This is a genomic window from Micromonospora thermarum (genome assembly GCF_012034245.1).
Taxonomy (GTDB): Bacteria; Actinomycetota; Actinomycetes; order Mycobacteriales; family Micromonosporaceae; genus Micromonospora; species Micromonospora thermarum.
In genome coordinates, this window is sequence record NZ_JAATEO010000021.1 from 50,272 (window position 1) to 64,249 (window position 13,978).

10 protein-coding genes are annotated in these 13,978 nt (G+C 75.8%); 4 read left to right on the top strand and 6 right to left on the bottom strand.

What is annotated here, in order from left to right; all coding sequences use genetic code 11:
• Positions 1 to 31: 31 nt before the first annotated feature.
• Positions 32 to 1,453 (bottom strand): D-alanyl-D-alanine carboxypeptidase/D-alanyl-D-alanine endopeptidase, encoded by a 1,422-nt coding sequence (gene dacB / locus HCJ94_RS19400; RefSeq protein WP_240944347.1) that lies wholly within the window; start codon positions 1,451 to 1,453, stop codon positions 32 to 34.
• A gap of 776 nt (positions 1,454 to 2,229) precedes the next feature.
• On the opposite strand from dacB, the gene HCJ94_RS19405 reads away from it, so the two are divergent.
• Positions 2,230 to 2,736, top strand: a complete 507-nt coding sequence (locus HCJ94_RS19405) for an inorganic diphosphatase (protein WP_168002454.1) — start codon at positions 2,230 to 2,232, stop codon at positions 2,734 to 2,736.
• Between the two features lie 36 nt (positions 2,737 to 2,772).
• Here HCJ94_RS19405 and eccD read toward each other — a convergent pair whose 3' ends face one another.
• Entirely contained in the window at positions 2,773 to 4,176 is a 1,404-nt protein-coding gene (gene eccD, locus HCJ94_RS19410; protein ID WP_168002455.1) for a type VII secretion integral membrane protein EccD, read from the bottom strand.
• Positions 4,177 to 4,277: 101 nt separating this feature from the next.
• Here eccD and eccCa point away from each other — a divergent pair, with 101 nt between their 5' ends.
• The 3 genes from eccCa (at position 4,278) to HCJ94_RS19425 (ending at position 10,485) form a co-directional block, all read left to right on the top strand.
• Complete coding sequence (gene eccCa / locus HCJ94_RS19415) at positions 4,278 to 8,258, top strand: type VII secretion protein EccCa (protein WP_168002456.1); 3,981 nt, start codon at positions 4,278 to 4,280, stop codon at positions 8,256 to 8,258.
• Positions 8,259 to 8,308: 50 nt separating this feature from the next.
• Positions 8,309 to 9,673: a type VII secretion-associated serine protease mycosin gene (gene mycP, locus HCJ94_RS19420; RefSeq protein WP_168002457.1), complete on the top strand. Its 1,365-nt coding sequence runs from the start codon at positions 8,309 to 8,311 to the stop codon at positions 9,671 to 9,673.
• A gap of 62 nt (positions 9,674 to 9,735) precedes the next feature.
• Positions 9,736 to 10,485: a phosphatase PAP2 family protein gene (locus HCJ94_RS19425; RefSeq protein WP_168002458.1), complete on the top strand. Its 750-nt coding sequence runs from the start codon at positions 9,736 to 9,738 to the stop codon at positions 10,483 to 10,485.
• A gap of 46 nt (positions 10,486 to 10,531) precedes the next feature.
• Here HCJ94_RS19425 and HCJ94_RS19430 read toward each other — a convergent pair whose 3' ends face one another.
• The 4 genes from HCJ94_RS19430 to nth form a co-directional block, all read right to left on the bottom strand.
• Positions 10,532 to 11,710, bottom strand: a complete 1,179-nt coding sequence (locus tag HCJ94_RS19430) for a MarP family serine protease (protein ID WP_168002459.1) — start codon at positions 11,708 to 11,710, stop codon at positions 10,532 to 10,534.
• Between the two features lie 64 nt (positions 11,711 to 11,774).
• Positions 11,775 to 12,467 (bottom strand): NUDIX hydrolase, encoded by a 693-nt coding sequence (locus HCJ94_RS19435; RefSeq protein WP_168002460.1) that lies wholly within the window; start codon positions 12,465 to 12,467, stop codon positions 11,775 to 11,777.
• A 112-nt stretch (positions 12,468 to 12,579) separates the two neighbouring features.
• Positions 12,580 to 13,197 (bottom strand): TlpA family protein disulfide reductase, encoded by a 618-nt coding sequence (locus tag HCJ94_RS19440; RefSeq protein ID WP_168002461.1) that lies wholly within the window; start codon positions 13,195 to 13,197, stop codon positions 12,580 to 12,582.
• Positions 13,194 to 13,973: an endonuclease III gene (nth, locus tag HCJ94_RS19445; protein ID WP_168002462.1), complete on the bottom strand. Its 780-nt coding sequence runs from the start codon at positions 13,971 to 13,973 to the stop codon at positions 13,194 to 13,196. Before nth ends, HCJ94_RS19440 begins: the two co-directional genes overlap by 4 nt.
• Positions 13,974 to 13,978 lie beyond the last annotated feature (5 nt).

The window sequence follows — 13,978 nt, forward strand, 5'->3', positions numbered from 1 at the left end:
GCGCGGGGAGCACCCACCTCCCGGGGAGGCCCTAACGGCAGCCGCAGCCGGCGAGGGCGGCGGCGATGCGGTCGAGGGCGGCGCGGGGCGCGTCCTGCCCGTCGGGCGTCCGGTCGGTGAGCACGGCGAAGCTCAGCAGTCGTCCGTCCGCCGTGGTCACCACACCCGCGATCGCGTGCACACCGGTCAGGGTCCCGGTCTTGGCGCGGACCACGCCGGCACCGGCCTTCGCCGCCGCGCCCGCGTACCGGTCGGCGAGCGTGCCGGACCAGGCGGCGACGGGCAGGCCGCCGAAGATCGCGGCCAGCTCGGGGCGGCTGCCGTTGCCGGCGAGGGTGATCAGGTCGGTGAGCAGCGACGGGCTGATCCGGTTGGTCCGGGACAGGCCGCTGCCGTCGGCGAGGGAGAGTTCGTCGGCCGGCAGGCCCAGCTCGGCGGCGACGGTGTCCATCGCCTTCGCCGCCCCCACGAACGACGCGGGCTGGTCCCGGGCCACGGCGACCTGCCGCGCCAGGGCCTCCGCGACGATGTTGTCGCTGTCGCTGATCATGATGTCGACCAGTCGCACCATCGGCAGCGAGTGCACGACACCCAGCTCGCTGCCCGGTGCGCCGGCCGTCGCGTCCGCACCGGCCGCCGGGGCCTTGCCGCGCGTCACGGCGTCGGTCGGTACGCCCAGCAGCCGGGCGAAGGCGCGGCCGGCGGCGAGGTCCGGCTGGCTCACCCGCTCGGCGGCGTGGTCTCCGTTGTCGTGGTCCTTCTTGGCCTGCGGGACGTCGCTGCGGGCGCCGTCGGTCATCAGGGCGGTGATCGACGCGCCGTAGCCACCGATCGGGATGTCGTCGTCCCAGCCGGGCTCGTGCGCCGGGCCCGCGTAGAGCGACGAGTCGACGACCACCTTCGTGGGGTTGGTGCCGCCGAGGGCCTGCTTCACCTGTGCGGCCAGGTCGTCCAGCCGGGCCGCGCCGGGGTAGAAGCCGTTCTTGTCGACGGCGAGAGTCGGATCGCCGCCGCCGACCAGCACCACCTCGCCCGGGTTCGCCCCGGCGATCGCCCGGGTGGGGATCCGGTACCCGGGGCCGCGCGCGGCGAGCACGGTCACCCCGGTGACCAGCTTCGTCACCGAGGCCGGCACGGTGCCGTCGTCCGCGCCCCGGCCGTAGAGCGACTCGCCGGTGGCGACGTCGGTCACCGACACGTTCACCCGGTCGCCGAGCGCGGCGGCGCGGACCAACGGGTCGAGCTCGGCGCGTACCCCCGCGGCGGTGGGCAGCGGCGCGTTCGCGTCGGCGGCGGCCAGCACCGCCCCGGGCGCCCGCTCCGGCGTCGCGGCGACCCGGTCGCCGGCCGGCTCGTCGCCCAGCCACTCCGCCATCGGGCCCGGGCGGACCACGACGACACCCACCGCGGTCAGCACCAGGAGCAGGACCGACGCCAGTACGGCCGGCAGCAGCCGGCGACGGCGCGCCGGGGGTGTGGGGCCGGCGGGCGGTGCGGACCCGACGGGCGGGCCGGCCGGCGGCCGGGCCGACCCCGACGGCGGTGGGCCGGCGGGTGGGCGGGAGGCGGCGGCCGCCCAGAGGTCGAGTGGCTCGGGCCGGGGCGCGGCGCCGGGGGTCACGGCAGCCCGGCCGTGACCGTTGCCGGGCGGCGGAACGGACCCGCCGGCCGGTGCCGGACCAGGACCGTTCCAGGCCGGCACCGGACCAGGACCGTTCCAGGCCGCCGCGCCGGGGCCGTTCCAGGCCGGTGCCGGTTCGTGACCGTTCCAGGCCGCCGCCCGACCGGGGCCGTTGCCGGCCGGTGCCGGCCCGACGGGCGGCGTCGAATCGGTGCGGCCGAGGGCGGGGAAGCGCGCGGGGTCGGGCCCGCCGGGCGGTGGCCACGACGCCGGAGCCTCCTGACCGCGGGTGGGCGGGTCGGCCGGCGAGCCGTACATGCGACCGGGTGGCGGGGTACGGGAGGGGTGGGCGTCGGGTACGTGAACCCGACCGGTGGCACCGCCCCGAGCAGATCCGCCGGTACCCCGTCCAGCGCCATCCTCCGGGCGGTAGTGTGAATCTTCCCTCCCCACGACCCCCTCCTCCCGCTGCGAAAATCTGCTTGGGTGACACTACTTCGGTCCGAACACTATGCGGGGGCCGGAGCGCCGGTCAGGGTTTCGCCCTGTCCGGAGAGCGACGACGCCGCTGGTCCGTTGCCAGCGTGGGCAGACGAGGGAGCGTGCAGATGGATTTCGACGTCACGGTTGAGATCCCCAAGGGTCACCGCAACAAGTACGAGGTCGACCACGCGACCGGCCGGATCCGGCTGGACCGTACCCTCTTCACCTCCACGCAGTACCCGGCCGACTACGGCTTCATCGAGGGCACGCTGGGTGAGGACGGCGACCCGCTGGACGCGCTGGTGCTGGTCCCCGAGCCCACCTTCCCGGGCTGCCTCATCCGCTGCCGCACGATCGGCATGTTCCGGATGACCGACGAGAAGGGCGGCGACGACAAGGTCCTCTGCGTGCCGTACGAGGACCCGCGCCAGGAGCACCTCCGCGACATCCACCACCTGGGCGAGTTCGACCGGCTGGAGATCCAGCACTTCTTCGAGGTGTACAAGGACCTGGAGCCCGGCAAGTCGGTCGAGGGTGCGACCTGGGTCGGCCGCCAGGAGGCCGAGGCCGAGATCGCCGCGTCGTACCGGCGCGCGCAGGAGGCCGCCGAGCGCGGCGAGTCCGCGCACTGACGCGCACCAGCAGACACCGGCGGGCCCGGGGGCCGCTCAGCCGAGCAGCCCCCGGGCCTGTTCGTACAGGTCGAGGACCGCGCAGGCGACCGGGACCACCGAGACCACCAGGGCGGTGTCGGCGAGGTCGGCCGCCCGCCCGACGTACGGGGAGACCGGCCGCCGGGCGTACGTGGTGCCGGCCGCGACCGTGACGAGGGCCAGCGCCAGCCCGCCGAGGGTCAGCGCGAGCAGTCCCCCCGGGTCCGACCGGTCGGCGAGCACGGCGCCGAGCACGGCGTAACCTGCGAGACCGGCGACCACCGCCGGCACCCGGTGGCGGACGGCCACGAACAGCCGGGCACGCAGCAGCAGCACGGTCGCGGCGACACCGACCAGCACCCAGCCGGCGACGTCATCGGTGAGCCCGAGCAGCAGGGCGGCGAGGGCGGCCAGCACCGCGTGCCCGACGAGCATCCCGGTGAGCATCTCGTCGGTGCGGGCCACCGCCGCGTGGACCCGCTCGCGGTCCGGCAGGTCCCGGACCCGGTCGAGGCCGCCGCCCGCGTCCCCGGTCGGCAGGGTGATCGGCGGCAGCGGCACCTTCCCGAGCCGGATCGCCAGCAGCGGGATCGCACCCACCGCGAAGACGAGCACGCAGAGCAGGACCGCCGCGGCGCCGGCCGGGGCCAGCAGCATCCCCCCGATCGCCGCGACCGCCCCGCCGAGCCCCACCACCGCGCCGGCGACGAAGACCCGGACCCGGGCCGCCACGCCGACCAGGGCGAGCACCGAGGCCAGCAGCAGCGCTGTCGCGCCGGCGAGCAGTTCGGGTACGCCGAGCCACCGCAGCCCCGGCACGACGCCGACCGGATCCCCGCTGCTGACCGCGAGCGCGCCGGCCACCGCGGCGTACGGCAGCGCGTACCCGCCGAGGGTGGCCCCGGCCGCGCCGTCCGCGTACGCCCGCGAGGCCACTGTCCCGGCGAGGGTGAGCAGCAGGGCGACCACGGCGGCGGCGGGCCAGCCGGCGGGGTGGCCGGGACCGCCGGCGAGCACGGCGAGCAGGCCGACGGCCAGCGGCACCGCCGCACCGGTGAGGGCGGCGACCCGGGTGGCGACCGGCGACCAGGCGGCGCCACGCCGCCGTGCTCCGTCGGCGATCGCCTCGACGACGTCGTCGTACTCCAGCTCCGGCCACTGCGCGCGGGCCGGCACCAGGTGCAGCACCTCGCCGTCGCGGACGCCCTGCGGCAGCAGGGCCTGGGCGGTGGCGAGCGCCGCGCCGTCGCTGCGCCGCAGCACCCAGCCGCCGTGCCCCTCACCGTCGTCGGCGAGCCCTTCGCCCGCGTGGCGCAGCACCTCGGGCAGCAACTCGGCCAGCGGCACCTGCTCCGGCAGGGCCACGTCGAGCCGCCGCTGGGGAGCGTTGATGGTGACCCGGGCCAACCCGACATTCATCGAAGAATCTCCATATCGAGCGGGGTTGGTGGCTGCGCGGACGACAGGACTCTACCTACGATGAGCCAGGCTCGGGTTACCGAGCGCTGTCAGGAGGTCGTGTGTCCACTGTCGTCATCAAGCGGCCACCCCGCCGCCCGGCGCCGGAGATTCCGGTCGGTGAACTGCCGGTGGAGGCGCCTCCGGAGATCCCCCCGGTCACCGGAGGGCGCTGGCAGCAGCTGCTCATGGTGCTGCCGATGCTGGGTGGCACCGTGGCGATGGCGATGATGTTCGGCCGCGGCGGCGGCGCGTACTCCTACGTGGTCGGCGGGATGTTCGGGCTGTCGTCGCTGGCGATGCTGGTGACCTCCTGGGGCAGCGCCTCCGGCACCCCGAAGAAGTCGGAGATGATGGCCGCCCGGCGGGAGTACCTGCGGCACCTCACCGGGCTGCGCCGGCGGGTCCGGGAGACCGCCGGCCGGCAGCGGGCCGGGCTCTACTACCGGCACCCGGATCCCGGCCGGCTCTGGTCGACCGTCGACAGCCACCGGGTCTGGGAGCGGCGGCCCGCCGATCCCGATTTCGCGGTCGTCCGCGTCGCCGTCGGTCCGCAGACCCTGGCGACCCCGCTGGTCCCCCCGGTCACCCGGCCGCTGGAGGAGCTGGAACCGATGACCGCCGGCGCGCTGCGCCGGTTCCTGGACGCGTACTCGGTGGTGCCCGACCTGCCGGTGGCCCTCTCGCTGCGCAGCTTCGCCCGGGTCCACGTCCGCGACACCGCCGCCGGGCCCGGCGGGTCGCCCGCCGCCGCCCAGGCGCTGGCCCGGGCGGTGCTCACCCAGCTCGCCGTCTTCCACGCCCCCGACGAGCTGCTGATCGCGGTGTGCGCGGGGCCCGAGCGGCGGCCCTCCTGGGAGTGGGTCAAGTGGCTGCCGCACGCCCACCACCCCACCCGCACCGACGCGCTCGGCCCGGTCCGGCTGGTGACCAGCTCGGCGGTCGAGCTGGAGGGGCTGCTCGACGAGGTGCTGGGCAGCCGCTCCCGGTTCAGCCCGGCCGGGCCGGCGACCGACGGCCCCCACGTGGTCGTGGTGCTCGACGGCGGTGACCTGACCGGCGCGTCCGACCTGACCGGGGAGAGCGGCATCGACGCGGTCACGGTCATCGACCTGGACACGCCTCCCCCGCGCCTGCTGGACCGGTACGCCCTGCTGCTGGAGCTGCGGTCGGGCCGGCTGCACTCGCACTCCGCCGACGGGCACGCCGAGGTCGGCACGGCCGACCGGCTCCACCTGGCCGACGCCGAGGCGGTGGCCCGCCGGCTGGCGCCGATGCGGCTGGCCACCGCGGTGCGCGGCGGCGACACGGCCCCGGGTGCCGACCTCGGCCTGCTCGACCTGCTCGGCCTGGGCGACGCGGAGAGCTTCACCGCCGAGCAGGGCTGGGCGCCCCGGCCGCCGCGCGACCGGCTGCGGGTGCCGATCGGGGTCGGCGCCGACGGCGGCACGGTCGAGCTGGACCTGAAGGAGTCGGCGCAGGACGGGATGGGCCCGCACGGGCTGCTCATCGGTGCCACCGGCTCGGGCAAGTCCGAGCTGCTCCGTACGCTGGTGCTCGGGCTGGCCGCCACGCACAGCTCGGAGCAGCTCAACTTCGTGCTGGTCGACTTCAAGGGCGGTGCCACCTTCGCCTCGTTCGACCGGCTGCCCCACACCGCGGCGGTCATCACCAACCTGGCCGACGCGCTGCCGCTGGTCGACCGCATGGTCGACGCGATCAACGGCGAGCTGGTCCGTCGCCAGGAGCTGCTGCGCCGCGCCGGCAACTTCGCCAGCGTGCGCGACTACGAGCGGGCCCGGGCCGCCGGCACCCCGCTCGCCCCGCTGCCGTCGCTGCTGCTGGTCTGCGACGAGTTCTCCGAGCTGCTGTCGGCGAAGCCCGACTTCATCGACCTGTTCGTCCAGATCGGCCGGTTGGGCCGGTCCCTCGGCGTGCACCTGCTGCTGGCGTCCCAGCGCCTGGAGGAGGGCCGGCTGCGCGGGCTGGACACGCACCTGTCGTACCGGATCGGGTTGCGGACCTTCTCGGCGCTGGAGTCCCGGACGGTGCTCGGGGTGCCCGACGCGCACGAGCTGCCGCGCTCTCCCGGCCACGGGTTCCTCCGCTCCGGCACCGACCCGCTGGTCCGCTTCAGGGCCGCGTACGTCTCCGGGGCGGTACGCCGGCGCGGCGCGGCCCCGGGTGGGGACGCGGCCGAAGGCTCCCGGGTGCTCGCCTTCACCTCCCACCTCGTCGCGGTCCCGGAGCCGGTCGGCCCGCCCGCCCTGCCGGCGGCCGAGGAGGAGGGCGGCACGACCCTGCTGGAGCTGCTGGTCGGCCGACTGGCCGGGCAGGGGCCGCCGGCACACCAGGTCTGGCTCCCCCCGCTCGGCCCGGCGCCGGCGCTGGACGAGCTGCTCGGCCCGGCCGCCGTCGACCCGGCACGCGGCCTCACCGTCGGCAACCCGGAGCTGCACGGCGCTCTCCAGGTGCCGGTGGCCGTCGTCGACCGGCCCTTCGAGCAGCGGCGGGACCTGCTGTGGCTGGCCCTCGACGGGGCGGCCGGGCACGTGGCCGTCGTGGGCGGGCCGCAGAGCGGCAAGTCGACGGCGCTGCGCACCCTGATCGCCGCGCTGGCGCTCACCCACACGCCGGCCGAGGTGCAGGTCTACTGCCTCGACTTCGGCGGCGGGGGGCTGGCGGCGCTGCGGGAGCTGCCGCACGTCGGCGGGGTCGCCGGCCGCGCGGACCCGACGGCCGTCCGGCGCACCGTCGGCGAGGTCACCACCCTGCTGGCCGACCGGGAACGCCGCTTCGCCGACCTCGGGGTGGAGTCGATGGCCGCCTGGCGGCAGCGGCGCGCCGCCCTGGCCGGCACCGCCCAGCCGGCCGCCGATCCGTTCGGCGACGTGTTCCTGGTGGTCGACGGCTGGGCCACGCTGCGCGGCGAGTACGACGACCTGGAGCCGTCGATCACCGACCTCGCCACCCGCGGCCTGTCGTACGGGGTGCACGTGGTCGCGACCGCCGTCCGCTGGCTGGACTTCCGGCCGGTGATCCGGGACCTGTTCGGCTCCCGGCTGGAGCTGCGCCTCGGCGACCCGTCGGATTCGTTGATCGCCCGCCGCGCGGCGGCGAACGTCCCGGCGAAGACGCCGGGCCGGGGGGTCACCGCCGAGAGTCTGCACTTCCTCACCGGCCTGCCGCAGCTCACCCCGGGCGCGGACACCGCCGACCTGGTCAAGCGGGTCGCCGCCGCGTGGCGCGGCCCGGCCGCCCCGCGGGTCCGGCTGCTGCCGCCGGTGCTGCCCTACGCCGACCTGGACCTCTCCGGGGCCACCGGGCTGCGGATCCCGGTCGGTGTCGCCGAGGCCGACCTGCGGCCGGTGGTGCTGGACTTCGCGGCCGAGCCGCACTTCGTGGTGTTCGGCGACGCGGAGTGCGGCAAGTCGTCGTTCCTGCGCGCGCTGGCCACCTCGATCATGGCCCGCTTCACCCCGGAGCAGGCCCGGGTGATCCTGGTCGACTACCGGCGCAGCCTGTTCGACCTCACCGAAGCGGTGCACGTCATCGGCTACGGCACGGCCGCCGCCCACACCACCGAGCTGCTGGAGTCGGCCGCCGGCTACCTCCAGGCCCGGGCGCCGGGCCCGGAGGTCACGCCCGCCCAGTTACGGGAGCGGTCCTGGTGGTCCGGTCCCGAGCTGTTCGTGCTCGTCGACGACTACGACCTGGTCGCCAGCGGCCCGGCGAACCCGCTGCGGGCCTTGGAGGAGCACCTGCCGCACGCGCGGGACGTGGGCCTGCACCTGGTCCTCGCCCGCCGTACGGGCGGTGCCGGGCGGGCGCAGTACGAGCCGGTGGCGCAACGGTTGCGCGAGCTGTCCACGGCCGGTCTGGTGATGGCGGGCAGCCCGGAGGAGGGTGCGCTCGTCGGTCCGGTGCGGCCCGGACCATTCCCGCCGGGACGCGGGCGGCTGGTCACCCGGCGCGAGGGCGTACGCCTGGTCCAGTTGGCTCATCTGCCTCCGCCGGGACTGGTGTCCCTGGAACGCCCCTGAGGGCGGGTGGGAACCGGTAATCTCCCTTCGTCATGTTTGCGTCGAGGTGATTGGCCGAGGATGTGACCAGGGTGCGGCGAAGCGGTGCCGCTCGACGTGCTGCCGGCCGGGCGTTGCTCGGTGTGGCGGCCGTTGCCGTGTCCGTCGGCCTGCCGGTCGCACCGGCGGCCGCCGCCCCGGCCGTCGGGGAGCAGGCCACCGCGCGGGTCACCGTGACGGTGCCCGGCGCCGCCGCCGGCCCGCTCGCCGCGCCTCCGGTGCGCCGCGCCCCCGACGCGAAGGGGCGTCCCGACCAGGTCCGCGACGAGCAGTGGCAGATCGACGCGCTGCGGGCCACCACCGCCTGGCGCACCTCCACCGGCTCCGGTGTGATCGTCGCGGTGATCGACTCCGGAGTGGACGCCTCGCATCCCGACCTGGCCGGCCAGGTCCTGCCGGGCCTCGACCTGGTCGGCCCGGAGGGCACGGCCGAACCGGATCCGGTGGGTCACGGCACCACCGTGGCCGGCCTCATCGCCGGCCGCAACGACGACAGCCGCGGCGTGGTGGGCCTGGCACCCGAGGCGCGGATCCTGCCGGTGCGGGTCCTCGACGCCAAGAACCGCTACGACGACGCCATGGTCGTCGCCAAGGGTGTGCGCTGGGCCGTCGACAACGGCGCCCGCGTGATCAACCTGTCGCTCGGCGGCAGCAGCGACAGCCCGGCCCTGGCCGCCGCGCTGGACTACGCCTTCGCCCGGGACGTGGTGGTCGTCGCCTGCACCGGCAACGTGGCGACCTCGACCAGCAGCAAGGTGTGGTACCCGGCACGCGAGCCGGGCGTGCTCGCGGTGTCCGGGCTGGAGGGGGACAGCGAGGACCTCTGGTCCGGCGCGATCACCGGCCGTCAGACGGTGCTCACCGCGCCCGCCACCGGTCTGGTCGGCGCCCGCTCCCCCGACGGCTACTGGCGGGTGCAGGGGACGAGCTTCGCCGCGCCGCTGGTGGCGGCCACCGCCGCGCTGGTCCGGGCCCGCTATCCGCAGATGTCCGCCGGTGACGTGGTCAACCGGCTGCTGGCCACCGCCCGCGACATCGGGCCGACCGGGCGGGACGACCGTTTCGGGTACGGGCTGGTCGATCCCGTTGCCGCGCTGACCGCCGACGTGCCGTCGGTCGGGCGCAACCCGCTGGACGACCGGTCCTCGCCCGGCGTGGTCGGCTTCGGTCCGGCACCCGGGGCGGCCGACGCGGCGGCGGGCGGCGACGAGATGGGCATCGACGCGTCCCGGCAGCAGGCCCGCTGGTCGGCCCAGCCGGCCGGCTCCCACCACGACTCCACCCCGGAGCGGCTCTGGACGGGGCTGGCGATCTCCGTCGCGCTGCTCACCGGGACCGCGCTGGTGGTGCGCCGGCTCCGCCAGTGGGGCCGCTGACCGCTCGCCGGATCCGTCCGACGCCGGTCTGGCCGGGTCACTTTCCGGGTAGAACGGACGTCATGACTGCGCCCGGCCCCCGTACGCTCCACCGGCCGTCCTGCCTGTCCTGGCGTGAGCGACGGCTGCACCCGGACGACGCCCGGGGTCTGCGGCTGACCCTGGCCGTGGCGGCCGCGTTCCTGGTGGTGGTGCCGTTCACGCTGCTCGCCCTGCTGGTGCTGTCGTCCTGGTCACCGCTGCGCCGGCTGGACCTCGCGGTGACCGAGACGCTCGTCGGCCACGGCCACGACCACCCGAGCTGGACCGGGGCGTTGTCGGTCTGGACCACCGTCTTCGGGCCGATGCCGCTGCGGGTGGGCGCCCTGGTGCTCGTGCTCTGGCTGCTCCGGCGCGGGCTCCGGCAGTTGGCGCTGTGGGTCGCCACCACCATGACGGTCGGCGGGCTGCTGGGGCCGCTGCTCAAGCTGCTCGTCGGGCGACCCCGGCCGGACCTTCCGGAGCCGCTGGCGCAGGCGGTCGGGCTGGCGTTCCCGTCCGGGCACGCGCTGAACGCCGCGCTGGCCGCCGGGGTGCTGCTGGTGGTCTTCCTGCCCGCGGCGGGCCGGCCCGGCGGGCGGTACGCGGTGTGCGCCGCCGCGCTGGTGCTCGCCGGGGTGACCGGGTTCAGCCGGGTGGCGCTCGGGGTGCACTGGGCCAGCGACGTGGTGGCCGGCTGGCTGCTGGGCGCCGCCGTGGTGACCGCGACCGCCGCCGCCTTCACCGTCTGGCGGGCCGTCCCGCCGACCGTCGCGCGGCCGTCGGCACGCTGACCGGCTGCCCCGCGTCGACGGTCACCGCCGGGACGTCGACGCCGCTCTAGGTGCAGTCGCCGGTGGCGACACCACGGGTGCGCTCGGCGCCGGCCAGGGCGACCGGGCGGGCCTCGGCCGCGGTCACCGCGAAGCCGGTGTTCGGGTCGTCGGCCGCCGCCGCGAAGATCACCCCGAGCACCAGGCCGTTCGAGGAGACCAGTGGGCCGCCCGAGTTGCCGCTCTGCACCAGCGCCCGGATCGTGTAGATCTCCCGGGTCACGTTCCCGGCGGAGTAGATGTCCGGACCGGTGATCTCGTCGACGTCCCGGATCCGGGCGGACTGCGCGTTGTACGGGCCGTCGAGCGGGAAGCCCAGCACGATCGCGTCCGCGCCGCTGCCCGCGTTGCCCGCGGCGAAGCGCATGGACGGGCCGGGCAGCCCCGGGGCGTACAGCACGGCCAGGTCCCGGTCCGGGTCGTACACGACCACCCGGGCGTCGTACCGGTCGCCGTTGAGTTCCACGACGGTGGAGCGGGTGCCCGCCACCACGTGCGCGTTGGTCATCACCCGGTCGTCGGCGTACACGAAGCCGGAGCCCTCGATCCGGCGGGAGCAGCTCGGCGCGGAGCCGAGGACCTTGACCACCGACCGCTGGCTGTTGGCCACCACCTGGGAACCGGCGAGCGCCGGGTCGGGCGGGGCGACCTGCCGGGCGCGGGTCGGCGCCAGGTCGCCGAAGACGTCGGGGAAGCCGTTGGTGTCGACGGTGTCCCGCAGCGCGGTGGAGAGTTCCTGCGCCTGGTCGGGCAGGACCCGGTCCACCACGGTGAGCAGCGCGCTGTTGCGGATCGAGGAGGCCAGCCAGGGCAGCGACGAGGAACCCAGCGGCACCGCGACCAGCCAGGCGACGAGGAGAACGGCGAACAGCGAGACGAACGCCCCGCCGATGTCGTCGGCCTGCCGTCCGACGTCGCTGGTGATCGTGCGGCGCAGGTGGGAACCGAGCCAGCCGGCGAGGGCCTGGCCCACCACCGCCAGCCCGAACACCGCGACCAGGGAGATCAGCACCCGGGTGCCGCTGTCGACGAACTGCTGCGCGAGCAAGGGCCCGAGCTGGAGCCCGACCAGCGCGCCCAGGAAGAAGCCGGAGAACGACAGCACCCCGATGACGAAGCCCTGGCGATATCCGCTGATCGCGAACACGAGCATGAGCAGCAGCAGTACGAGATCCACGGCGGACACGCCGTCAAGCGTACGGGCACCGGGCCCGCGGGATGACCATCGCTGGCGGAAGGTGACCGTCGAGTCAGCGCAGGGCGGTCTCGTCCACCTCGTCGCTGCCGGCGGACGGTGCCGGGCTGGCCCCCGTCGGCGGGAGTTCCACGACGCGTCCCCGGTGCCACGGGCGGGCCCAGCCGCCCATGTCCAGCAGGGTCGACAGCACACCGGCGGTGAAGCCCCAGACCAGCATCCCGCGTACCGAGAACGCCGGGCCGATCCAGCCGCTCGGGTGGCGTACCCGCATCCGGTTCTCCGGGTCCACCAGTTCGGCGACCGGCAGCCGGGCGACGTGGGCGACCTCGGCCGGCTCCCGGGGGTGCACCGGGTGCGGGGCGTGCCACCAGGCGAGTACCGGGGTCACCACGAAGTCGCTCACCGGGATCCACAGCTTCGGCAGCTCGGCGAGCACCGTCACGCTGGCCGGGTCGAGGCCGACCTCCTCGTTGGCCTCGCGGAGTGCCGTCGCCGACGCGTCCGCGTCCTCCGGATCGGCCGCCCCGCCGGGGAAGGCCGGCTGGCCGGCGTGGTTGCGCAGGGTGGCGGCGCGCTGGAGGATCAGCACGTCCGGGCCGGCGCCGGCCGCCTCGCCGAGCAACACCAGCACGGCGCTCTCCCGCCCGCCGCTCTCCGGGGTGGCGAGCCGGGTGAAGTCCTCGGTGCGCGCGCTGCCGAGCCGCGCCAGCAGCGGGTCGAGCCAGGGCGGCGGCTGACGGGTCACGCCGGCACCTCACACGCCGGCACGGCGGCCCCGCAGCACGCCGGCACGGCGGACGCCGCCCCGCAGCACGGCGGCACGGCGGACGCCGCCCCGCACCCCGGCCCTGATCCGCTCACGCCGGCACCGCCACGTCCAGGTGCTCGCGAACGAGGGCGGTGAGGCGGGCGTCGTCGAGCGCCCCGCTGGCGTCGACGTGCCGGATCCGGCCGCCGCCGTCGACGAGGACGGTCAGCGGGATCGCGTTGCGGCCCAGCGCCCGTTGCAGCGCCTCGCCCTGGTCGACCAGGGTCGGGAACCGGACCCCGAAGTCCTCGCCGATGGACTGCGCGCCGCCGCGCGTGTCCCGCGTGTTGACCCCGAGGACCGTCAACCGGCCGTCGGCCCGCTCGCTGAGGCGTTGGAACGCGGGAAGCTCCTTGCGGCAGGGCGCGCACCAGGAGGCCCAGAGGTTGATCACCACGGGCCCTCGGACGTCCCGCAACGCGACCGGCGCGCCACCGGTGAAGCAGGTCAGCGTCAGCTCGGGCAGCGGCGTACCCCCGTCGGTCGGGACGGGGGTCGCGGTGCCGGACGGCGCCGGCGCGGCGGTCAGCTCGGCGCAGTCCGCGAACGGGGACGGCCGGCTCTGCGCCGCGCGGTCCCGCGTGGTGGGGGCGCCCTCCTCGCCGCCAGCGGTGCAGCCGGCGAGCAGCAGCACGGGGACCAGCAGGGCGGCCAGCCGCGTCCTCACGGCGCCTCCGCGACGACGGCCTGGACGGGGACCAGCTCCGGGTCCACCCCGGCGGCCGCCGCCAGGTCCCGGGCGCGGGGCCCCTTGAGCAGCTTGGCGGCCGCTGCCGGCTCGGTCGGACCGGTGCCGTACGAGGGGCAGAGCTTCGCGAGGGTGCACGCACCGCAGGCGGGCTTCCGCGCGTGGCAGACCCGCCGCCCGTGGAAGATCACGCGGTGCGACAGCATGGTCCAGTCCCGCTTGGGGAACAGCGCGCCGACCGCGTGCTCGATCTTGACCGGGTCGGTCTCGGTGGTCAGCCGCCACCGGTGCACGAGCCGCTGGAAGTGGGTGTCGACGGTGATCCCCGGCACACCGAAGGCGTTGCCGAGGATGACGTTGGCCGTCTTGCGGCCGATCCCCGGCAGGGTCACCAGGTCGGCGAGCTTGCCGGGCACCCGGCCGTCGTACCGCTCGACCAGCGCCTGGCCCAGCTTGATCAGGGAGTCGGTCTTGTTGCGGTAGAAGCCGGTGGGCCGGATCAGCTCCTCCAGCTCCGCCCGGTCCGCGCCGGCGTAGTCGGCCGCGCGCGGGTAGCGGGCGAACAGCTTCGGGGTGACCTCGTTGACCTTCTTGTCCGTGCACTGCGCGGAGAGGATGGTCGCGACGGACAGCTCCAGCGCGTTGGAGTGGTTGAGTTCACAGTGCGCGTCGGGGTGGGTCTCGGTCAGCACCCGCCCGATCCGTCGGGCGCGGCGCGTCCGCCCGAGATCGGTCTCGGTGAAGCTGGTGGTCACGCGGA